A 19853-nucleotide genomic window follows, 5' to 3' on the forward strand; every position below is an offset into this window, starting at 1 on the left:
CGCAGATCACGCATGGCGGCCTTTTTTCACCCTTAATTTGATGCAATCCGGCGACACATTCTGCGTGAAACGGTCACAATTCTTAAGTCAATTGAAAGGGATGTTGCGGGACAGAGTGAAAGAAGGCACAAATTGGGCAAGAATGAGGCAGTCCGCCACAATGTGCGGGAATTCAGCGGAAAAAGGCCATGGCAAAGCACCATGTCCGTCCGGGTCGAGGAAGGCAAGGCAGTGGTTTCTCGTGCAGCAGGTGCGCTGTTTCGCGCGTTTCTGGTGATGGTGCTGATTGCCACGCCCTCGGTGCTGCTGCCCGGCATCGGCGCGGATGGCAAGCAGATGGTGGCGCTGGTGGCGTTGTTCGCAGGCCTGCTGACCTTTGTTGAATACAATGCCACCTATCCCGGCCTGATCGAGTTCCGCGATGCCGCGCCGCTGAACCGGGTGCGGTTTCTGATCGGCTTTTTCACGGTGTTCTGCCTGACGGTGATCGCGCAAAACGCCACCGACCCCAGCACCATGGGCACCTTTGTGCAGGCGCTGGGCACGGTGATCGGTCAGGCGATGGATTTCCCCTACAGCCCGGTGCGGCTGGCGACGCTGATGATGGCCAGCGGGGCCTTGGATCATCAGGTGGCGGCGGTGCGCACGGCGGCGGGCATGGCCTATCTGATCTCGCTGGTCGGGCTGTCGGTGTTCGTGGTGATGATCAAGATTGGCCGCTGGCCCACCCGCAACGCCGCCTTCAACATCTGGGTCAACCTGCCGACGTTTGATCCGTCGGTCGGCGGCGATGTGGTGCACCGGCTGGACCGCGATGCCCGCGTCAATATTGCGCTTGGATTTTTGCTGCCCTTCCTGATCCCCGCCGTGGTAAAGATTTCCTCGGCCGGGTTCGAGCCGCTGACCCTGACTTCGCCGCAAACCCTGATCTGGACGATGACCGCATGGGCCTTTCTTCCCGCCAGTCTGTTCATGCGCGGTATCGCGATGAGCAAGATCGCCGACATGGTGCGCGAAAAGCGGCGGGCGAACGGGCTGCTGGAAAACTCGGGCTATATCGCAGCCTGATCGCGGCGGCGCTGGTCTTCGGGCTGTGTGGTGCGGCTTCGGCGGAAACCCTGCGGATTGCCACCTATAATGCCGACCTCTCGCGCGACGGGCCGGGGCTGTTGCTGCGCGACATCCTGAAGGGCGATGATCCGCAGATCGCCGCCGCGGTGCAGGTGGTGACCGCCCTTGACGCCGATGTGCTGGTGCTGACGGCGGTGGACTATGACCTTGATCTGGTGGCGCTTTCGGCCTTTGCCGATCTGCTGGCGCAGGCGGGTGCGCCCTATCCCTACCGCTTTGCCCTGCGCCCCAATACCGGCAGGGCAACGGGCCTTGATCTGGATGGCAACGGCTTTCCGGGCGATGCCCGCGACGCCCAGGGTTACGGGCGCTTTGCCGGCGAGGCCGGGATGGCCGTGCTGTCGCGCCTGCCGATTGATACGGCTTCGGCGCGGGATTTTTCCGGCTTCCTTTGGCGCGATCTGCCGGGGGCCTTGCTGCCCGACCCGTTCCCGGGGGCAGAGATTCAGCGGCTGTCCACCACTGGCCATTGGGAAGTGCCGGTCACCCTGCCCGATGGCAGGAACCTGGCGCTGCTGGTCTGGTATGCCACGCCGCCGATCTTCGACGGGCCGGAAGATCGCAACGGGCGGCGCAACCATGACGAGGCGGCGTTCTGGGCGCGGCTGATTGACGGCGCGTTGCCGTTCCCCGCCCCTGCGACGCCGTTCATCCTGCTGGGCGATGCCAATCTGGACCCGGTGGATGGCGACGGGCTGACTGCCGGGATTGCCGGGCTATTGGCACATCCGGCGCTGCAAGACCCCGGTCCGCGCGGCACTTCGGGGCGGGTTGATCCGGGGCAGCAGGGCGATGCCGCGCTGGACACTGCTGATTACACCGCCGATGCCGGGCCGGGCGGGTTGCGGGTCGATTACATCCTGCCCTCGGTTGACCTGACGGTGACGGGTTCGGGCGTTTTGTGGCCGCCGGAGTCTGACCCGCTGGCGGCAACCCTTGCCGCCGCCTCGCGGCATCGGCCGGTCTGGGTGGAGATCAACCTGCCCTGACCCCGGCGGCCGCCAGGTGCAGCGCCACGACTTGCTGCAAGGGCGTCACCGCAAACCCCGGCAGCAGGCGGTCGAGTTCGGCGGGCGACAGGCTGTGCGGCAGGTCGTAGAGATAGCGCATTTCCAGAAGCTCCCGCGCCAGTTCCCAAAACGGCGCCAGCAGCCGCAACTGCCACCAGGCAAAACGCCCCACCTTTTCCGGCTTGCCGGTCTGACGTGCCACCTCCGTCGCCAGATCATTGGTGCTGAAGCAATGCCCGGCGAAGGGCACATCGGCAAAGGCGGGCAGGGTGTCGCGGATGTCGGCCAGCGCCACCGCCGCCCGGGCCATGTCGGGCAGGTAAGCATGGGCGCGGCGGGCGGCGGGGTCGCCGAGGCTGACAATCCGGCCCTTGGCCACGCCCTTCAGCACCACCCGCGACAGCACCGAACTGGGCGCATCCGGCTGCATGAAATCGCCGCCGCGCAGCAGGATCACCCGTGTGCCCTGCGCCGACGCCTCCCGATACTGCGCCTCCATCGTCGCCCTTATCACCCCCTTGCGGCTGACCGGGCGGTGCGGCGTGTCCGGCCCCCAGGGGCTCGGCTCGCGCCCGTAAACATACACATTCCCCGGCACCAAAACGGTGGCCCCCGAGGCTTTGGCCGCCGCCAGCACCTGCCCGGTGATCTGCGGAATCAGGTTGGCCCAATCGTGATAGCCGGGCGGGTTCAGCCCGTTCACGATCAGGTCCATCCCCCGCGCCGCCGCCACCATGTCGGTGCCGCGGGTGAAGCGACTGACCTGCCAGCCCGCCTCGGCAAAGGCCTTGGCCGCAGCGCCACCAAAGCCGCCCGATGCCCCCAGAACCAGAACTTTCCCTGTCATTGTCGCCTCCATCTGCCTGCCCCGAAGATAGACATTCACCCGCGCATGAAAAATTGCGGAAATCCGGCGGTGTGATATGCATTTCTGCATGGATACCCTTGCCCCCCTCGATTGGTCGCTGATCCGGTCGTTTCTGGCCGTGGCCGAGACCGGCTCGCTTTCCGCCGCCGCCCGCGCCCTGGGCCAAAGCCAGCCCAGTCTGGGGCGGCACATCAGGCAGGTGGAAACCGCGCTGGAGGTGGCCTTGTTCACCCGCCAACCGCGTGGCCTGGCGTTGACCGAGGCCGGGCAGGCGCTGTTGCCTGCGGCGCAGGAGATGCGCGCCGCCGCCGCAAGGCTGGCGCTGACCGCAGCGGCGAAATCCGACCGGCTGGCGGGGTCGGTGCGTATCACGGCCAGCCGGATCATGTCGCACCACATCCTGCCGCCGATCCTTTCGGCGCTGCGGCAGGCGGAACCGGGGATCCAGATCGACCTCGTGCCCTCGGACACCTCGGAAAACCTGCTGTTCCGCGAGGCCGACATCGCGCTGCGGATGTATCGGCCGACGCAAGCCGACATCATCACCCGGCACCTGGCCGACCTGCCGATGGCGGTCTATGCCGCGCGCAGCTATCTGGACCGGCGGGGGCGACCGCAAAACCGTGCCGAACTGCTGGCGCTGGATTTTGTGGGCTACGACCGGTCTGACATGATCTTGCGGATGATGGCCGGGCTGGGCGTGCCGGTGACCCGCGATTTTTTCGGTCTGCGCTGCGATGACCAACTGGTGTATTGGAACCTGGTGCGGGCGGGCGGCGGCATTGGCGGCATGCAGCGCAACATCGGTGACGCCGATCCGCTGGTGGAACCGCTTGACGGCATCGTGACGTTGCCCGCCCTGCCCTTGTGGCTGGCCGCTGCCCCGGCGCTGCGCAGCGCACCAAGGCTGCGGCGGGTGTGGGATTTCCTGACAAATGCCTTGGAAAACCTGCCCGCCGCTTGACCCTGCCCCCCCAAGCGGCTAGGCGAACGGCAACCCGAAAACAGCCGCAGGAGCGCCCAGATGGCCAATCCGTCCCTTCTTATCCTTGCCGGTGACGGCATCGGCCCCGAAGTCATGGCCGAAGTGAAAAAGCTGATCCGCTGGTTCGAGGCCAAGCGCGGCATCGCCTTTGACGTCAGCGACGATCTGGTGGGCGGGGCGGCCTATGACAAATCCGGCACGCCGCTGACCGACGAAACCATGGCCCGGGCGCAGGCCGCCGATGCGGTGCTGCTGGGCGCTGTGGGCGGGCCGAAATACGACGTGCTGGATTTCAGCGTCAAACCCGAGCGCGGCCTGTTGCGGCTGCGCAAGGAGATGGACCTTTATGCCAACTTGCGCCCGGCGCAATGCTTTGACGCGCTGGCCGATTTCTCCAGCCTGAAGCGTGATATCGTCGCCGGGCTGGATATCATGATCGTGCGCGAGCTGACCTCGGGGGTGTATTTCGGCGAACCGCGCGGGATTTTCACCGAAGGCAATGAACGGGTCGGCATCAACACCCAGCGCTATACCGAGTCCGAGATTGCCCGGGTGGCGCGCTCGGCCTTCGAACTGGCGCGCAAGCGCAATGGCAAGGTCTGCTCGATGGAGAAGGCCAATGTGATGGAATCGGGCGTGCTGTGGCGGCAGGTGGTGCAAGAGGTGCACGACAAGGAATATCCCGACATCCAGCTTTCGCACATGTATGCCGACAATGGTGCCATGCAACTGGTGCGCGCGCCCAAGCAGTTCGACGTGATCGTGACCGACAACCTGTTCGGCGACGTGCTGTCGGATTGTGCGGCGATGCTGACCGGCTCGCTTGGCATGTTGCCCTCGGCCAGCCTGGGCGCGCCGATGGCCAATGGTCGGCCCAAGGCGCTGTATGAGCCGGTGCATGGCTCTGCCCCCGACATTGCCGGGCAAGGCAAGGCCAACCCGATCGCCTGTATCCTGTCGTTTGCCATGGCGCTGCGTTATTCCTTCGATCTGGGAGTTGAGGCGGCGCGGGTGGAACAGGCGGTGGAAAAGGTGCTGGCCGATGGGCTGCGCACCGCCGATCTGATGGGCCCGGAAGGCGGCGTGCCGGTCAGCACCTCGGGCATGGGCGATGCCATTCTGGCGGCACTGGACGCCAGCCTGTAAGCTATCAGGGGGGGGGCCGCCCGCCCCCTTTCGGCCGCGAAAGGCATCGCCATGCGCCATGCGAAATCGAACCTGCGCGGCGCGCTGATGGCGCTGACCGCGTTTGCAGTGTTCGCCACGCATGATGTGGTGGTGAAGTTTCTGGGCGGCACCTATTCGGCGGTCCAGATCATCTTTTTCAGCGTGCTGTTCAGCTTTCCGCTGGTCACCTTCATGCTGATGAACGACCGCAGCGATGGCCACCTGCGCCCGGTGCATCCGTGGTGGACCGCTGTGCGCACGGTCTGCACCGTGGTCACCGGCGTCACGGCGTTCTATGCGTTTTCCAAACTGCCACTGGCGCAGACCTATGCGATCCTGTTTGCGGCGCCCTTGCTGATCACCCTGCTGGCCATTCCGGTGCTGGGCGAGAAGGTCGGCATCCGGCGCGGGCTGGCGGTGGTGGTCGGGCTGGCGGGGGTGATGATCGTGCTGCGCCCCGGGGCGGCACCGCTGACGCTGGGCCATGCGGCGGCGCTGACGGCGGCGGTGGCCTCGTCGCTGGCCTCGGTGATCGTGCGCAAGATCGGCAAGGACGAACGCGCGGTGGTGCTGCTGCTCTATCCGATGATGGCGAATTTCGTGGTGCTGGGGGCGGCACTGCCGTTTGTCTATCGGCCGATGCCGGTGGCACATATCGGCATGCTGGGGGTGATTGCCGCCTTCGGGTTCGTCGCCATGCTGTTGATCATCGACGCCTATCGCAGCGCCGAGGCGGTGATCGTGGCGCCGATGCAATATTCGCAGATGGTCTGGGCCGCGGTGTTCGGTGCGCTGATTTTCAACGAAAATCCCGATGCCTACACGCTGGCGGGTGCCGCGGTGATCATTGCTTCGGGCCTTTACATCGTGCTGCGCGAGGACCGCGGCAACGTGTCGTTGAACCATCCGGTGCTGCAATCGAAAAGCCGCCCCGAGACCGGCATCCTGCCCCGCATCAGCCTGATGCTGCGGCGGATCGAACGGCAAGAAGCCGACGATTGACCGGGGTGCAAACGCCGGGTGCAAATCCGTGTCTTGCCCCCTTGCAAATGCCGCCACGACGGTTTAACCCCCACGCCACGGTCGGAGCGTAGCGCAGTCTGGTAGCGCACCTGCTTCGGGAGCAGGGGGTCGGAGGTTCGAATCCTCTCGCTCCGACCAATGTAAATAATCCCGATATATCAATGAGTGACCGGCGCGAGGCTTTCTCACCCGGATCACTCTCCCGGACAAGAGAAGCGGATCAGATAGCGATCCCCACCAGATGGTTCGCGTGGCGCCGGGAGACAGATGGCTCCTCCACCGCCATCTGATGACCCGATTCGAGCATTGCACTTTGGGAACCGGCTAACCGTTCTACCGCCGACGCCTCATCCCGTGTCCGGAAGCGCAGTCAGGGCAAGGACGCAGGCCGGGCTGATCGTGGATAGGCGCGATGTGCAATAAGTGCGCTACCGGCTTAACCCCGATCTGTCGCCAGACCTGCGCACAGTGGTCGCGGCGGTGATGGCGGCAGCCCCCAAGGTGCAAAGGAACGCGGCATGAGCCTGCAGGCACAGGAGGCGCCGGGCTGGTTATGGTCGTTGGCGTTGCTGCCTTCGTTGGCGTTTGGTGGTTAGTCTATCGCCAGTTGATCCCGGCGACGGAGCGGATGGTCTCGCTGCTGCCGGTGGCCCGGCACAGCCAGACCGGCGAAGCCCAGGCGTTCTTTTTCTACGACACACCCAAGATGATGCAGCTTTTGACGCCAATGGTGTTCGGCATGGGGGTAGTGCGCTGCTTCTTTTCGCCCGAGCGCACCCGCGCCCTGCTGGCGGGCAAGCGCGAAGGCGTCGGCAATGTGCTGGCCGCCGCGGGGATCATGCTCACCGGCTGGCAATGGCTGGACCCAGCGGTGGCCATTGCCGTCTCGGGGCTGATTGCCGTCACCGCCCATGTCACGCTGCAACTGGAAACCGCGACCTGCGCCCGGGCCGGTGCCTGCCTTACCACCTGAGCGCCGCCGGGGCTCGGCTCAGGCCTTGCCCGGTGCCGTGGCCGGAAACCAGCGCCGACCCAGCCACAGCGCCACCGATACCAGACCGATCAGCACCGGCACCTCGACCAGCGGGCCGATCACCGTGGCAAAGGCCACCGGCGAGGCCAGCCCGAAGGTGGCGATGGCCACCGCGATGGCCAGCTCGAAATTGTTGCCCGCCGCGGTGAACGCCACCGCCGTGGTCCGGGGATAATCGGCCTTGATCAGCCGCCCCATGACAAAGCCGATGCCGAACTGGATGATGAAATACAGTGTCAGCGGCACGGCGATGCGCAGGGCATCGACCGGCAGGCGCACCACCTCGCCGCCCTTCATCGCGAACATCGCCATGATGGTGAACAGCAGCGCCACCAGCGTGATCGGCCCGATCCGCGGCAGGAAACGGCTCTGATACCAGGCCTCGCCGCGGCGCGCGACCAGGATGCGGCGGCTGAGGTATCCGGCGGCAAAGGGAATGCCCAGGTAGATCAGCACCGCCTGGGTGATGGTCCAGAAGCCCACGTCGATGATCTGGCCCTCCAGCCCGAACAGCGGCGGCAGCACCGTCAGGAACACCCAGGCGTAGGTCGAAAAGAACAGGATCTGGAACACCGAATTGAACGCCACCAGTGCCGCGCCATATTGGTTGTCGCCGCAGGCCAGCCCGTTCCAGACCAGCACCATGGCGATGCAGCGCGCCAGCCCGATCAGGATCAGCCCGGTCATGTATTCCGGGCTGTCCGACAGGAACAGCACCGCCAGCGCGAACATCAGCACCGGCCCGATGATCCAGTTCTGCACCAGCGACAGCGCCAGAATCCGGCGATCCTGAAACACCTTCGGCAAATCCTCGTAGCGCACCTTCGCCAGTGGCGGATACATCATCAGGATCAGCCCCGCCGCGATCGGCAGGTTGGTCGAGCCGATCGACAGCCGGTCCAGCGCCCCAGGAAGGGCCGGGATGAAGGTGCCCAGCAGCACGCCGATGGCCATCGCGGCAAAGATCCACAGCGTCAGCCAGCGGTCGAGGAAGGACAGGCGCTGCATCTCAGGCTCCGGTTCCGCTGGGCCAACCATCGGCGTTCACGACCGGCTGGCCGTCTTCCTTGGTGAAGGCGCCGCGCTGCGCTGGCAGAAGCTCGATCACCGTTTCCGAGGGGCGGCACAGCCGGACCCCCAGGGGTGTCACGACGATCGGGCGGTTGATCAGGATCGGGTGCGCCATCATCGCATCCAGGAGCTGTTCCTGTGTCAGCGACGGATCGGCAAGCCCCAGCTCCGCATAGGGCGTGCCGTTTACCCGCAGCAGGTCGCGCAGCGGCATCGCCATCCGTGCGGCCAGATCAAGCAGTTCTGCCCGTGTCGGCGGTGCGCTCAGGTATTCGATGATCTCCGGTTCTACCCCGGCGTTGCGGATCAGGCCAAGCACATTGCGCGAGGTGCCGCAGGCGGGATTGTGATAGATGCGGACCGGAAAATCAGGCATCGGCTTGCTCCTTTGATGCACAGCGGGTGGCGGTGGCCAATGCGGGCAGGCAGAACTCCGGCCGCCCGCCGCAGCAGTCCTTGAGCAGAAAGGCGATCAGCGCCGACAGGGTTGCAATCTCGATGGCGTAGATGATCTGGCGTCCGTCGCGGCGCGATCGGACCAGCCCGGCCTGTTCAAGATGCGACAGATGAAACGACATCTTCGACGATCCGGCCCCGAGGGTATCACCCAAAGCCCCGGCGGGCATGCCCTGCGGCCCGGCTTCGACCAGCAGGCGGACGATTCGCAGCCGATGTTCCTGCGACAGGGCGGCAAAGGCCAGGATTGCCTGTGGCTCGCTCAACATCTCAACATCTCCAGTCATGTTTAGATATTCGGTAGCAGACCGCCGCTGCGGAAACAAGACCGTTCCGCCGCCCGACAGCGGCCAGCCCGGAAAGGCCTGCCGCGGCGCCCGGCGAACAACGGCACTTGTGCAACGGCAACAGCGCGCCTTAACCTTGCAGCCTGAGGGAGAGATCATGCAGCTAAAGGTTTCCCGGCGGCGGATGATGGCCCTGGCTGGGGCGGCTGTGGCAGTGCCCATGCGGCTGCGCGCTGCCGAGCCGTTGCGGCTTGGCCTGACGCCGGTGTTTCTGGACAATGACGCCGAGGTGATCGCCCGGCTGCGCGACGCCTTCGGCAGCGGCACCGGGCGCAGCGTCGAACTGGTGCAGCGGCGCACCTATCAGGAGGTGACGGGCCTGCTGCTGGAAGGCGGCGTCGATGCGGCCTGGCTCTGCGGCTATCCCTATCTGCTGCACGAAGATGCGCTCAGCCTGCTGGGCGTGCCGGTCTGGCAGGGCGCGCCGCTGTATCGGTCGTATCTGATCACCGGCATCGACGATCCGGCAACCAGCCTGGCCGATCTGCGCGGCGGTGCACATGCGTTTTCCGACCCCGACAGCAACTCGGGCTGGCTGGTCACCGCCTCCGATCTGGCGCGGCTGGGCGAGCGGGTGGACGACTTTTTCGGCCGCACGCTGTTTGCCTATGGCCATCGCAACGTGGTGCGGGCGGTGGCGGGCGGGCTGACCCGGTCGGGCAGTGTTGACGGCTATGTCTGGGAGGCGCTTTCGACGGTCGAACCCGAGCTGATGCTGCGCACGCGGGTGATCGCGCAATCCGAGCTTCTGGGCTTTCCGCCCTTCGTGGCCCGCAAGGACCGGGCCGACACGGCGCCGGTGCAGGCGCTGCGGGGCGCCCTGCTGGGGCTGGATGCCAGTGCCGCGGGCAAGGCCGCACTGGAGATGCTGCAACTGGAAAAGGTGATCGCGGCAGAGCCTGCGCTTTTCGACGGCATCCGCGCCCGGATGCGCGATCTGGCGGCGTTGTAGCAGATGCGGCTGGCCAACCTGCCGCTGTCGCTTCGGGTGCCGCTGATTGCCGCGGGGCTGATGCTTTTGCTGGGCGTGGTGGCCTCGCAACTGGTGCTGTCGGCGCTGGGGGCGGTGCAGGATGCGCGGATGCGCGAACTGGCGCGGCTGCATGTCGAGGGGCTGGCGCTGGCGCTGGGTCCAGCGGTGCTGCGCCATGACGTGTGGGAGGTTTTCGACACGCTCGACCGCGCCGGTGCTACCCCCGACGCGCAACGGCTGATGCTTTCGGTGGTGGCCGACGAGAAGGGCCGGGTGATTGCGGCGTCGGACCCGCGGCGGGTGCCGGTGGACAGCGACGCCACGGCACTGATGCCAGGGGCGCAAAGCCTGGATGCGATGACCGTCGGCGGTGGCGATGCGGTGATCCGGGTGGCGGCACCGTTGGTCTACCAGGGCCGCACGGTCGGCCGGATTTTCAGCGAACTGGACGTGACCGACCTTGTGGCCGAGCGGCGGCAGGCCGGGTTGGCCTTGCTGGCGGGCAATGCGCTGGCCACCGCGGTGCTGGCCTTCGCGGGTTATCTGGCGATGCGGCGGATGCTGCGGCCGGTGACGCTGCTGGCCTCGCACATGGCCGAAACCACCGGCGCGCCGCGCCCGATTCCGCCGCAATTGATCCCGCGGGGCGATACCGAACTGGGGCGGCTGTTCCAGACCTACAACAGCATGACCGGTGCCGCCGAAGCCAAGGCCGAGGCCGAGCGGCGGCTGGCCGACCGCGAACGCCTTGTCAGCCTCGGGCGGCTGTCGTCGTCCCTTGCGCACGAGATCAACAACCCGTTGGGCGGGCTGCTGGCCGCCACCGACACGTTGCTGACCTACCCCGACCGCCCGGACGTGGTGCGCGAGGCGGCGGCGCTGGTCGATCGCGGCTTGCGGCATCTGCGCGACGTGGCGCGGGCGACGCTGGAGCACAACCGGCTGGACCGCAGCGGCCTGCCGCTGACGCCCGAGGATTTCGACGACCTGAAGCTGCTGTTTCGCCCCGAGACCCTGCGGCTGGAGCAGCGGCTGGACTGGCGGATCGAGGCTTTCAGCGCGGCGCTGGCCCGCCATGCCGCAGCACCGGTGCGGCAGATCGCGTTGAACCTGTTGCTGAACGCCTCGGCGGCGGCGGGGGCGGGCGGCGTCCTCGGGCTGGCGGTGCAGGACAGCGACGGCGCGCTGGCCCTGACGGTCAGCGATAGCGGCCCCGGCATGAATGACGCGGCGCTGCAACGGCTGCTGACCGACGATCCGGTGCAGCCGGGCGGCGGCGTCGGCCTGCGGCTGGTGCGCGAGCTGGTGCAGGCGGCAAACGGCCAGATCGGCTATCGGCGGCTGGACGCCACCAGCACGGTGCAGGTCACCTTGCCGGGGAACCCGCCATGCTGAAAGGCCGCCGCATCGCGCTGATCGAGGATGACGAGATCATGGGGGCCTCGCTGTTGCAACGCCTGCAACTCGAGGGCGCCGAGGTGCTGTGGCTGAAGCTGGCGCAGCGGGCCATCGGCGCCCTGCGCACGCCGCGGGCACCGATCGATGCGGTGGTCTGCGACATCCGCCTGCCCGATGGCAGCGGCGAGGAGGTGTTTGCCACGCTCTGCCGCAGCATCACCCCGCCGCCGTTCCTGTTCATCACCGGCCAGGGCGAGATTGATCAGGCGGTGCGGCTGTTGCAGGCGGGGGCGGCGGATTACCTCACCAAGCCGTTTGGCATGCCGGTGTTTCTGGACCGGCTTTCGGCGCTGCTGCGCGCGGCACCGCTGGCCCGGCTGCCGATGCTGCTTGGCCCCTCGCCCGCCGCCCGGCGGGTCGAGGATCTGGCGCTGACGGCGGCTGCGCATGACCGACCGGTGCTGATCCGTGGCGGCGCGGGCACCGGCAAGGCGTTGGTGGCGCGGCGCATCCATGCGGCCTCGGACCGCCGTGCCGCACCGTTCGTGCATGTCAATCTGGCGCGCGAGGCCGATGCCAGCGCCGCCCTGGAAGCGGCCTTGGCCGAGGTGGGCGACGGCGTGCTTTTCCTGAACGCGCTGGAGCGGCTTGGGGCTTTGGAACAGGCCCGGCTGATGGGCTGGCTCGATACCGGCGCGGCGCGGATCATTGCTGCCTGCGGTGCCGACATGGCCGATCTTGTCGGCTCGGGCGCGTTTCGCGGCGATCTTTACGCCCGGCTGAACCCGTTCGAAATTCCGATCCCGCCGCTGCGCGACCGCCCCGATGATGCGGTCTGGCTGCTGCATCAGCAATTCGCCACCCTGAACCCGCGCCGCAGCCCGCCCCTGCGTGGCATCACCGCACTGGCCGATCAGGCGGTGGCGGGGCATGACTGGCCGGGCGGCGGGCGCGAGTTGCGCGCGCGTCTGGTGCAGGCACTGGCCACGGCGCAGGGCGACTGGCTGTTCCCTGCCGACCTGTTCCCCGAACGCCAGACCGACCCTGCCGACACCGGGCTGCTGAGCCTGGCCGAGGCGCGCGATGCCGCCGAACGGGCACAGATCATCGCGGCGCTGGAGCGCACCGGCGGCCAGGTGGCCGAGGCAGCCAAGCTCTTGCGGATCTCGCGCACCACGCTGTGGGAAAAGATGCAGAAGCTGGGTCTGTAGGCCCCGCCGCATGTTCGGATTTCCGAACGCTGAAAATTTCATCACGATGTGAACGGCTTGCCGCGCTGCGGCAGCGGTGACTTGGGCGTCGCGCGCCGCGTCCCGTGCTTGCTAGGGTTCGGGAAAAGCAACCAAGGGAGGATTCCATCCATGAAATGCAATCGGTTGGTCGATGCCGGCCGCCGCCAGTTCCTGCGCGGCGGTGTTCTGGGCGTGGCGGGGGTGGCGGCGGCATCGGTGCTGCCCGCAGCCCCGGCAAAAGCGGAAATCGCGCTGGCGCGGGTGGCCTATCCGTCAAACCGGGTTGGCAACCTGAAGGATCTGAAGGTGGATGAGCCGGTGGACATCGCCTATCCCGACGACAACAGCCCCGGCATCCTCTTGAAGCTGGGCAAGCCGGTCGAAGGTGGTGTGGGGCCGGACGGCGACGTGGTGGCCTATTCGGTGCTGTGCCCGCACAAGGGTTTTCCGCTCAGCTATCACGCGGCCGACAAGACGCTGAACTGCCCCGGCCATTATTCGCGGTTTGATACCGAAAATGGCGGCCAGCAGGTCTGGGGCCATGCCACGCAGAACCTGACGCAGTTCGAACTGCGGGTGGACGATGCGGGCGACATCTTCGCCGAGGGCGCCGACGAGCTGATCTACGGCCGTCTGTCCAACGTCCTGCAAGCCTGAGGGAGCGAAAACAATGGCTTACAAACGCCGCATCGACCGTCTGCCGATCATTCCCGCCGACGCGAAGGAACACAACGTCACCTGCCACTATTGCATCGTCGGCTGTGGCTACAAGGCCTACACCTGGCCGCTGAACAAGCAGGGCGGCACCGACCCCGGGCAAAACAAGTTCGGCGTCGACCTGTCGCAGCAGCAGCAGGCGCTGACCCCGAACTGGTATGCGCCCTCGATGTACAACGTGGTCAAGCAGGATGGCCGCGACGTGCATCTGGTGATCAAACCCGACGCCGATTGCGTGGTGAACGGCGGGCTTGGCTCGATCCGCGGCGCGCGGATTGCCGAGAACCGCCGCTCGGACATCACCGGCAGCCAGCAGCAGCGGCTGACCGAGCCGATGGTCTGGCGCTATGGCACCTGGCAGCCGACCTCGTGGGATGATGCCCTCGATCTGGTGGCGCGGGTGACCGCACGGGTGATCGACAAGGACAACGAGAACGACCTTCTGGTGTCGATGTTCGACCATGGCGGCTCGGCGGGCGGCTATGAAAACACCTGGGGCACCGGCAAGCTGTATTTCGGCGCGATGAAGGTGAAGAACTGCCGCATCCACAACCGGCCCGCCTATAACTCGGAGGTGCATTCCACCCGTGACATGGGCGTGGGCGAGCTGAACTATGCCTACGAGGATTACGGCCTGACCGACACGCTGTTCCTGATCGGCGCCAACCCGATCGAGACCCAGACCAACCTGTTCCTGAACCACATGCTGCCCGGCATCCAGAACGGCGCCCGCGTGGTGGTGGTCGATCCGCGCCGCACTGTCACCATCAACGCCTGCGAGGAAGCGGCGGGCAAGGACAAGGTGCTGCACCTGCAGATCGCCTCGGGCAGCGACCTCGCGCTGTTCAACGCCCTCTTTACCGAGATCGTGGCGCAGGGCTGGGTGGACAGCGATTTCATCAAGGCCTCGACCTTTCAGGGCGACATCGCGGTGCCGGAAGACAGCGCGCATCCCGCGGCCTTGGGGTCGTTCGAGGCGGCGGTGGCGGCCTGCCATCTGTCGCTGGACGATGCCGCGGCGATCTGCGGCGTGGCTGCGGCGGATATCGCCAAAGCCGCGGCCTGGATTGCCGAGCCGAAAGGCGGCGCGCGGCGCAAATGCGTGACGGCCTATGAAAAGGGCATCATCTGGGGCAACGACAACTACCGCACCATCGGCGCGCTGGTGAACATCGGCCTGGCCACCGGCAACATCGGCCGGGAAGGCGGCGGGGTCTGCCGTCTGGGCGGGCATCAGGAAGGCTACATGCGGCCCTCCGACGCCCATGTCGGCCGCCCTGCGCCCTATCTTGACCAGTTGATCATCGCCGGGCAAGGCAAGGTGCATCACATCTGGGCCAACGACCACTACAAGACCACGCTGAACGCCGCCGAGTTCAAGCGCACCTACGCCCGGCGCACCAACATGGTGAAAGAGGCGATGGATGCCCGCGCCGGCGCCACCCGCGAGGAAATGGTGGATGCCATCGTCAGCGCCATCAACGCCGGTGGGCTGTTCTCGGTCGATGTCGATATCATCCACACCCAGATCGGCCAGGCGGCGCATGTGATCCTGCCTGCCGTGGAATCGGGCGAGATGAACCTGACCTCGATGAACGGCGAGCGGCGGATGCGGCTGGTCGAGAAATACATGGACGGGCCGGGGGCGTCGAAACCCGACTGCATGATCGCCGCCGCCATCGCGCAGAACCTGGAACGGGTGCTGCGCGAGGAAGGGCGCAACGACTATGCCGACCAGTTCAAGGGCTTCGACTGGGCCAGCGAGGAAGACGCCTTCATGGACGGCTATCACGCCAACACCGGCCAGATCGTCACCTATGACCGGCTGCGGGCGATGGGCAACAACGGCGTGCAAGAGCCGGTGACCGGCTTTGAAGATGGCAAGCTGGTCGGCACCAAACGGCTTTACGCCGACGGCAAGTTCGACCGGCATGGCCGCGATGACAAGCTGGCGCTGTTCTGCCTTGGCACCTGGCGCGGATTGCAGGCTCCCGGCAAGGAGCAGCAGCGCGCCAACCACCGCTTCCTGATCAACAACGGTCGGGCCAACATGAACTGGCAGAACTGGTTCCTTGACCAGAAGAATGACTTCGTGATGGACCGCTTTCCGGTGCCCTTCATCCAGATCCACCCCGACGACATGGCCAGCCTTGGCCTGAAGCCGGGCGACATGGTCGAGGTTTACAACGATGTCGGCGCGACGCAGGCGCTGGCCTATCCCGAACCGACGGCGCGGGCGAACGAGACCTTCATGATCTTCGGCGCCCCCTCGGGCACCCAGGGCAACGTGGTCAACGCCGGGGTCAACGAGCTGATCCTGCCGAACTACAAGCAGACCTGGGCCAACATCCGCAAGATCTCGGATGCCACACCGGCGGCGCAGCGGGTGTCCTACAAGTCGTGGGAAGTCGAGCTGTGATCTGACCCTCGCCGCCCGGGTGCAGAATCCGGGCGGCGAATTTCGCCATGCATGTGACCTGCACAGGCGCAAGGCAGACGTGCAGCGTTTGCCTTGCGCATTGTAAAATGAAACTGCTTCCCATTGCTGGCTTGTCAGGTTTGCGAGTCTTCCGCCGCATATCCCGACAATCTCTCTTTGGCCAATCGCTATGACTGAAGCATGAAACGCACTGATGCGTTCGTGTTTTCAAGGATATGGATCATGGCGAACCGGCCGCATGCCGATACCGAACTGGCGAAATACCTGACCCGCCGGGGGCTCGAACTCAGACCGAAAACCCAAGCTGATATTGCCACCGAAGCCGGATTCGCCAATGCGAACTTTCTGACGATGGTCAAGCAGGGGGCGTCGAAGTTGGCGTTCACCGTGTGCCGGCGCTTGCCGAGGCGCTGGCGTGCGATGCGGCCTACCTGATGCGGCTGACGTTTGAACAGGCTGTCGGCGGCACGGCCGCCAAGGCGCTGATCGAGATCCTCGGCACGCCGGTGACCGCGAACGAAGTCGACTGGCTGGAAGAACTGCGGGAAGCATCGACCAGGACCGACCCTCGCCTGGCCAGCCGGGCCAGGGCGGCGCTGCGCGGGATCTTCGGCAAATGACCGGCGTGGAAAGAAAGGTGATGGTGGGCTGCACGCTGCCCTCGACGGCGGCAATCACCGAAGCAGAGCATGCCTGGGTCGGATTCCTGCGGCTGATCTGAAATGACGCCGTGCCTGCGCCGACACTGGCGCTCATGCAGGGGCTGAAAAGGGTGATCGAGGATAACCGGAAGGGGCGTGCGCTGCGGTCGTGATCGAGGGCTTGGTGCAGGCGGCGAAGCGGGGCGGCTAAAAGCGACCTTCGGAGTGGCAGCCGTCCTCGCGTGTTTTTCTCGTGCCAACGCGGTTTGGGGCCGTGGTGGGCGAGTGGTCCGGTGACATTGCGCGATTCTGCCGTTGCTGTTGAAACAGTGGCTTGTGCCAGCGCTGGCAGAGGCTGCAGGAGAGCCCCTGACACTATGATGAACCTTCCGTTAGGGTTGGCATGCGATGCGCGCACCAGGCGCCTCTATGACTCGCTTCTGGAGCCTGCGGATGTGGATGTGATGCCCGCTGGTGCGAAGCAGCACCGCCGTGCCGAAGATCGAACGCCATCCACGCAATGGGCGGAAACGGAGAAGGCTTGCAGGAAGAGGCCGGACCCCGCCGTGTTGCCAGCCGTGATCTTGTGACGCAGACGGAAGGGATTGATCGGCACGGTGGCGTCGCGCTCTATCCCACTTGACGCAACAGGGCTACCAGCCCGGGGGAGCAAGTGATGGTCGTGAAATTCTTCGGTGGCGATACCGTGCCGCTTGAAATGCACAAGGTGCGCGTAGTTCAAAAGCTGACGCTGGCGCCGATCGAGGACCGGGTGAAGGCGGTTGCCGAAGCGGGCAACAACACCTTCCTGCTGCTGAACCGCGATGTGTTCATGGACATGCTGACCGACAGCGGCGTGAACGCGATGAGCGACCGGCAGGTGGCGGCGATGATGGTGGCCGACGACAGCTATGCAGGTTCCGCCACCTACGAGCGGTTCGAGGCCAAGATGCGCGAGATTTTCGGCATCCACTGGATTCTGCCCACCCACCAGGGCCGCGCCTGCGAAAACATCCTGGCGCAGGTTCTGGTGAAACCGGGCACCATTGTGCCGATGAACTATCACTTCACCACCACCAAGGCGCATATCGTGCTGAATGGCGGCGCGGTCGAGGAAATCTGCCACGATCACGCGCTGGAGGTCACCTCGACCCGTCCGTTCAAGGGCGACATGGACATCGGCAAGCTGAAGGCGCTGGTGGCAACCCACGGCGCCGACAAGATCGCCTTCGTGCGGATGGAGGCGGGCACCAACCTGATCGGCGGCCAGCCGATCTCGATTGCCAACATGCGCGAGATCCGCGCGGTCTGCGACAAGCACGGGCTGACCTTCGTGCTGGATGCCAGCCTGCTGGCCGACAACCTGTGGTTCAACAAGACCCGCGAGGAAAGCTGCAAGGACCTGTCGATTGCCGAAATCACCCGGCAGATCGCGGACCTGTGCGATGTGATCTATTTCTCGGCCCGCAAGCTGGGCTGTGCGCGCGGCGGGGCGATCTGCATCCGCTCGGAAGAACTTTACCGCAAGATGCGGGTGCTGGTGCCGCTGTATGAAGGCTTCCTGACCTATGGCGGGATGTCGGTCCGGGAGATCGAGGCGCTGACCGTGGGTCTGGACGAGACCATGGACGTGGACATGATTTCGCAAGGCCCGCTGTTCATCGAATACATGGTGAACGAGTTGGTCAAACGCGGCGTGCCGGTGATCACGCCTGCGGGCGGGCTTGGCTGCCATATCGACGTGATGCGCTTCCTGCCGCATGTGCCGCAGTCGCAATACCCGGCGGGTGCCCTAGCATCTGCGCTGTTCATCGCGAGCGGGATCCGCGGGATGGAGCGGGGGTCGCTGTCCGAACAGCGCAACCCCGACGGCAGCGAGGTCTATTCCAACATGGAATTGCTGCGCCTTGCGATGCCGCGCCGGGTGTTCACCCTGTCTCAGGTGAAATACGCCATCGACCGGATCGACTGGCTGTATCAGAACCGCGATCTGGTGGGCGGGCTGGTGTTCGTCGAAGAGCCCGAGATCCTGCGCTTCTTCTATGGCCGTCTCGACCCGGTGGGCGATTGGCAACAGAAACTGGCGGCAAAGTTCCGTGTCGATTTCGGTGACAGCCTGTAAGTCTGCAAGACCAAACCCGGCCCCGATCAAGTTCGGGGTCGGCGGAGACTCATCCTGGCGCCTCGGTTCACCCGCCGCTATGGTATTCGCCGCCAGCGATTGAGGGGCCTCTCGGCCTGGCCGTGTCAGGCTTGTTTCATTGCAATCACGACCCTCTGCATTCAGGCAAGACCTTTGGCGGAAAGCTCACACCACTAAAAATTCGCGGGAAAGCGCGCAAGAGGTGGCTTTTAGGATCAGGACTCGTTCTAGTTTCATGGCCAGAACATGACGATTGCTGCGAGGGCGACGGCCGAGAGGAATAGCTTTGGGCATCGGTCGTAGCGGGTGGCGACCCTCCGCCAATCCTTGAGACGGCCGAACATGATCTCAATCCTGTTGCGCCGCTTGTGGCGTCGCTTATCGTGCTTGAATGGCTTGCCGCGCGACACCCGACCTGGGATGCATGGCTTTATCCCTTTGTCTTTCAACGCATCTCTGAACCAGTCGGCGTCATAGCCCCGGTCTGCCAGCAACCATTCCGCCTTTGGCAGACTGCCCGGCAGGGCTGCCGCTCCGGTGTAGTCGCTGATCTGGCCCGCAGTCATGAAGAACCGGATCGGGCGACCGTCAGCGTCGGTGACGGCATGCAGTTTGGTGTTCATACCGCCCTTCGTGCGCCCGATCAGGCGGCCCCTTTGGTCGCCTGATCCCCCTTTTTCGACCGCAGGCTGGTCGCCGTGCGGTGCGCCTTGAGACAGGTCGCGTCAATCATCACCGCCTTCGGAACGGCGGCCTCGGAGGCCAGCCCATCCATCATCCTGGCGAAAACACCTTTGTCGCTCCAGCGCTTCCATCGGTTGTAAAGGGGCTTCGACGAACCATTCTCTTTGGGTGCGTCGCACCAACGCAAACCATTGCGATTGATGAAGATTATGCCGCTCAAAACCCGTCGGTCATCGACCCGCGGCACGCCATGGCTCTTCGGGAAGGACGGCCGAAGGCACGCCATCTGTGCGTCCGTCAGCCAGAAAAGGTTGCTCATCATCCCCCCCCCCGTCAGTTCGGGAGCTTGACTCCAAGCTGGCACGCCACCCTCAAGCAGATCAAAGGGTCCTGACCCTGATAGCTTCTTTGCCAGTGCCTTGCACGGCTGGAAATTTCGTGCATGCCCATCGCAGGCCGCTTGGACCGCCTTTTCGGCCTGTTACAAAATCAGCCCAAGAAAACGCCCTCTGCTGGCTGTAGAAGCAACGGCAG

The 19853-nt window shown here is 65.4% G+C and carries 19 protein-coding genes and 1 tRNA gene; 15 read left to right on the forward strand and 5 right to left on the reverse strand.

What is annotated here, in order from left to right; genetic code table 11:
* Window positions 1-201: 201 nt before the first annotated feature.
* A complete protein-coding gene (locus RSW2DRAFT_RS00635; RefSeq protein WP_008027009.1) occupies window positions 202-1068 on the forward strand; it encodes a hypothetical protein in 867 nt (288 codons plus the stop codon).
* Between the two features lie 101 nt (window positions 1069-1169).
* Complete coding sequence (locus RSW2DRAFT_RS00640) at window positions 1170-2120, forward strand: endonuclease/exonuclease/phosphatase family protein (RefSeq protein WP_008027010.1); 951 nt, start codon at window positions 1170-1172, stop codon at window positions 2118-2120.
* Here RSW2DRAFT_RS00640 and RSW2DRAFT_RS00645 read toward each other — a convergent pair.
* Window positions 2107-2988, reverse strand: a complete 882-nt coding sequence (locus tag RSW2DRAFT_RS00645) for an NAD-dependent epimerase/dehydratase family protein (RefSeq protein WP_008027011.1) — start codon at window positions 2986-2988, stop codon at window positions 2107-2109. The two genes, RSW2DRAFT_RS00640 and RSW2DRAFT_RS00645, sit on opposite strands and share 14 nt — an antisense overlap.
* An 88-nt stretch (window positions 2989-3076) precedes the next feature.
* Between RSW2DRAFT_RS00645 and RSW2DRAFT_RS00650 the strand changes: the two genes are divergently transcribed.
* The 5 genes from RSW2DRAFT_RS00650 to RSW2DRAFT_RS18170 all read left to right on the forward strand — a co-directional run bounded on the left by RSW2DRAFT_RS00650 (window position 3077) and on the right by RSW2DRAFT_RS18170 (window position 7157).
* Window positions 3077-3973, forward strand: a complete 897-nt coding sequence (locus RSW2DRAFT_RS00650) for a LysR family transcriptional regulator (protein WP_040671400.1) — start codon at window positions 3077-3079, stop codon at window positions 3971-3973.
* 60 nt (window positions 3974-4033) lie between these two features.
* The gene (gene leuB, locus RSW2DRAFT_RS00655) at window positions 4034-5140 is read left to right on the forward strand and encodes a 3-isopropylmalate dehydrogenase (RefSeq protein ID WP_008027013.1); all 1107 of its coding nucleotides are present in this window, start codon (window positions 4034-4036) and stop codon (window positions 5138-5140) included.
* Between the two features lie 51 nt (window positions 5141-5191).
* The gene (locus tag RSW2DRAFT_RS00660) at window positions 5192-6163 is read left to right on the forward strand and encodes a DMT family transporter (protein WP_008027015.1); all 972 of its coding nucleotides are present in this window, start codon (window positions 5192-5194) and stop codon (window positions 6161-6163) included.
* An 82-nt stretch (window positions 6164-6245) separates the two neighbouring features.
* A tRNA-Pro gene (locus RSW2DRAFT_RS00665) sits at window positions 6246-6322 on the forward strand.
* Between the two features lie 415 nt (window positions 6323-6737).
* Window positions 6738-7157, forward strand: coding sequence for a hypothetical protein (locus tag RSW2DRAFT_RS18170; RefSeq protein WP_008027018.1), 420 nt, complete (start codon window positions 6738-6740; stop codon window positions 7155-7157).
* A gap of 18 nt (window positions 7158-7175) precedes the next feature.
* On the opposite strand, the gene arsB is transcribed toward RSW2DRAFT_RS18170, so the two are convergent.
* From arsB to RSW2DRAFT_RS00685, 3 genes are read right to left on the reverse strand one after another with little or no spacing between them, the layout of a single operon-like run.
* Window positions 7176-8225, reverse strand: a complete 1050-nt coding sequence (arsB, locus tag RSW2DRAFT_RS00675) for an ACR3 family arsenite efflux transporter (RefSeq protein ID WP_008027021.1) — start codon at window positions 8223-8225, stop codon at window positions 7176-7178.
* Window position 8226: 1 nt separating this feature from the next.
* Window positions 8227-8664 (reverse strand): arsenate reductase (glutaredoxin), encoded by a 438-nt coding sequence (arsC, locus tag RSW2DRAFT_RS00680; RefSeq protein ID WP_008027022.1) that lies wholly within the window; start codon window positions 8662-8664, stop codon window positions 8227-8229.
* On the reverse strand, window positions 8657-9031 hold the full coding sequence (locus tag RSW2DRAFT_RS00685; protein WP_394295231.1) for an ArsR/SmtB family transcription factor: 375 nt from the start codon (window positions 9029-9031) through the stop codon (window positions 8657-8659). Before RSW2DRAFT_RS00685 ends, arsC begins: the two co-directional genes overlap by 8 nt.
* A 157-nt stretch (window positions 9032-9188) precedes the next feature.
* On the opposite strand from RSW2DRAFT_RS00685, the gene RSW2DRAFT_RS00690 reads away from it, so the two are divergent.
* From RSW2DRAFT_RS00690 to RSW2DRAFT_RS00720, 8 genes are all read left to right on the forward strand, one after another.
* Complete coding sequence (locus RSW2DRAFT_RS00690) at window positions 9189-10043, forward strand: substrate-binding domain-containing protein (RefSeq protein ID WP_008027026.1); 855 nt, start codon at window positions 9189-9191, stop codon at window positions 10041-10043.
* A 3-nt stretch (window positions 10044-10046) separates the two neighbouring features.
* Window positions 10047-11459, forward strand: a complete 1413-nt coding sequence (locus RSW2DRAFT_RS00695; RefSeq protein ID WP_008027028.1) for an ATP-binding protein — start codon at window positions 10047-10049, stop codon at window positions 11457-11459.
* Window positions 11453-12673 (forward strand): sigma-54-dependent transcriptional regulator, encoded by a 1221-nt coding sequence (locus RSW2DRAFT_RS00700; RefSeq protein WP_008027029.1) that lies wholly within the window; start codon window positions 11453-11455, stop codon window positions 12671-12673. Before RSW2DRAFT_RS00695 ends, RSW2DRAFT_RS00700 begins: the two co-directional genes overlap by 7 nt.
* A gap of 150 nt (window positions 12674-12823) precedes the next feature.
* Entirely contained in the window at window positions 12824-13351 is a 528-nt protein-coding gene (locus tag RSW2DRAFT_RS00705; protein WP_008027031.1) for an arsenate reductase (azurin) small subunit, read from the forward strand.
* A gap of 13 nt (window positions 13352-13364) precedes the next feature.
* A complete protein-coding gene (locus tag RSW2DRAFT_RS00710; RefSeq protein ID WP_008027033.1) occupies window positions 13365-15830 on the forward strand; it encodes an arsenate reductase (azurin) large subunit in 2466 nt (821 codons plus the stop codon).
* Between the two features lie 201 nt (window positions 15831-16031).
* Window positions 16032-16286, forward strand: a complete 255-nt coding sequence (locus tag RSW2DRAFT_RS18755) for a hypothetical protein (protein ID WP_332250502.1) — start codon at window positions 16032-16034, stop codon at window positions 16284-16286.
* Entirely contained in the window at window positions 16286-16471 is a 186-nt protein-coding gene (locus tag RSW2DRAFT_RS18760; RefSeq protein WP_332250504.1) for a hypothetical protein, read from the forward strand. Before RSW2DRAFT_RS18755 ends, RSW2DRAFT_RS18760 begins: the two co-directional genes overlap by 1 nt.
* Before the next feature lie 697 nt (window positions 16472-17168).
* Window positions 17169-18614: a tryptophanase gene (locus RSW2DRAFT_RS00720; RefSeq protein ID WP_008027041.1), complete on the forward strand. Its 1446-nt coding sequence runs from the start codon at window positions 17169-17171 to the stop codon at window positions 18612-18614.
* 254 nt (window positions 18615-18868) lie between these two features.
* Here the strand turns inward: RSW2DRAFT_RS00720 and RSW2DRAFT_RS17310 are convergent.
* Window positions 18869-19638 (reverse strand): IS5 family transposase gene (locus tag RSW2DRAFT_RS17310; RefSeq protein ID WP_156790588.1). Its coding sequence is split into 2 segments (ribosomal slippage): window positions 18869-19317 and window positions 19317-19638, totalling 771 coding nucleotides; the frame shifts between segments, so codons are not numbered across the junction.
* Between the last annotated feature and the right edge of the window lie 215 nt (window positions 19639-19853).

The sequence above is a fragment of the Rhodobacter ferrooxidans genome, assembly GCF_000176015.1.
Classification (GTDB): Bacteria; Pseudomonadota; Alphaproteobacteria; order Rhodobacterales; family Rhodobacteraceae; genus Pseudorhodobacter_B; species Pseudorhodobacter_B ferrooxidans.

Coding starts and splice junctions, on each gene's coding strand:
- arsB (WP_008027021.1), bottom strand. CDS start 8,225: ATGCAGCGCCTGTCCTTCCTCGACCGCTGGCTGACGCTGTGGATCTTT.
- RSW2DRAFT_RS18760 (WP_332250504.1), top strand. CDS start 16,286: ATGCGGCTGACGTTTGAACAGGCTGTCGGCGGCACGGCCGCCAAGGCG.
- RSW2DRAFT_RS00705 (WP_008027031.1), top strand. CDS start 12,824: ATGAAATGCAATCGGTTGGTCGATGCCGGCCGCCGCCAGTTCCTGCGC.
- RSW2DRAFT_RS00650 (WP_040671400.1), top strand. CDS start 3,077: ATGGATACCCTTGCCCCCCTCGATTGGTCGCTGATCCGGTCGTTTCTG.
- RSW2DRAFT_RS00690 (WP_008027026.1), top strand. CDS start 9,189: ATGCAGCTAAAGGTTTCCCGGCGGCGGATGATGGCCCTGGCTGGGGCG.
- RSW2DRAFT_RS00710 (WP_008027033.1), top strand. CDS start 13,365: ATGGCTTACAAACGCCGCATCGACCGTCTGCCGATCATTCCCGCCGAC.
- RSW2DRAFT_RS00635 (WP_008027009.1), top strand. CDS start 202: ATGTCCGTCCGGGTCGAGGAAGGCAAGGCAGTGGTTTCTCGTGCAGCA.
- RSW2DRAFT_RS00720 (WP_008027041.1), top strand. CDS start 17,169: ATGGTCGTGAAATTCTTCGGTGGCGATACCGTGCCGCTTGAAATGCAC.
- RSW2DRAFT_RS00685 (WP_394295231.1), bottom strand. CDS start 9,031: ATGACTGGAGATGTTGAGATGTTGAGCGAGCCACAGGCAATCCTGGCC.
- RSW2DRAFT_RS00645 (WP_008027011.1), bottom strand. CDS start 2,988: ATGACAGGGAAAGTTCTGGTTCTGGGGGCATCGGGCGGCTTTGGTGGC.
- RSW2DRAFT_RS00660 (WP_008027015.1), top strand. CDS start 5,192: ATGCGCCATGCGAAATCGAACCTGCGCGGCGCGCTGATGGCGCTGACC.
- arsC (WP_008027022.1), bottom strand. CDS start 8,664: ATGCCTGATTTTCCGGTCCGCATCTATCACAATCCCGCCTGCGGCACC.
- RSW2DRAFT_RS18170 (WP_008027018.1), top strand. CDS start 6,738: ATGGTCGTTGGCGTTGCTGCCTTCGTTGGCGTTTGGTGGTTAGTCTAT.
- RSW2DRAFT_RS18755 (WP_332250502.1), top strand. CDS start 16,032: ATGAAACGCACTGATGCGTTCGTGTTTTCAAGGATATGGATCATGGCG.
- RSW2DRAFT_RS00695 (WP_008027028.1), top strand. CDS start 10,047: ATGCGGCTGGCCAACCTGCCGCTGTCGCTTCGGGTGCCGCTGATTGCC.
- RSW2DRAFT_RS00700 (WP_008027029.1), top strand. CDS start 11,453: ATGCTGAAAGGCCGCCGCATCGCGCTGATCGAGGATGACGAGATCATG.
- leuB (WP_008027013.1), top strand. CDS start 4,034: ATGGCCAATCCGTCCCTTCTTATCCTTGCCGGTGACGGCATCGGCCCC.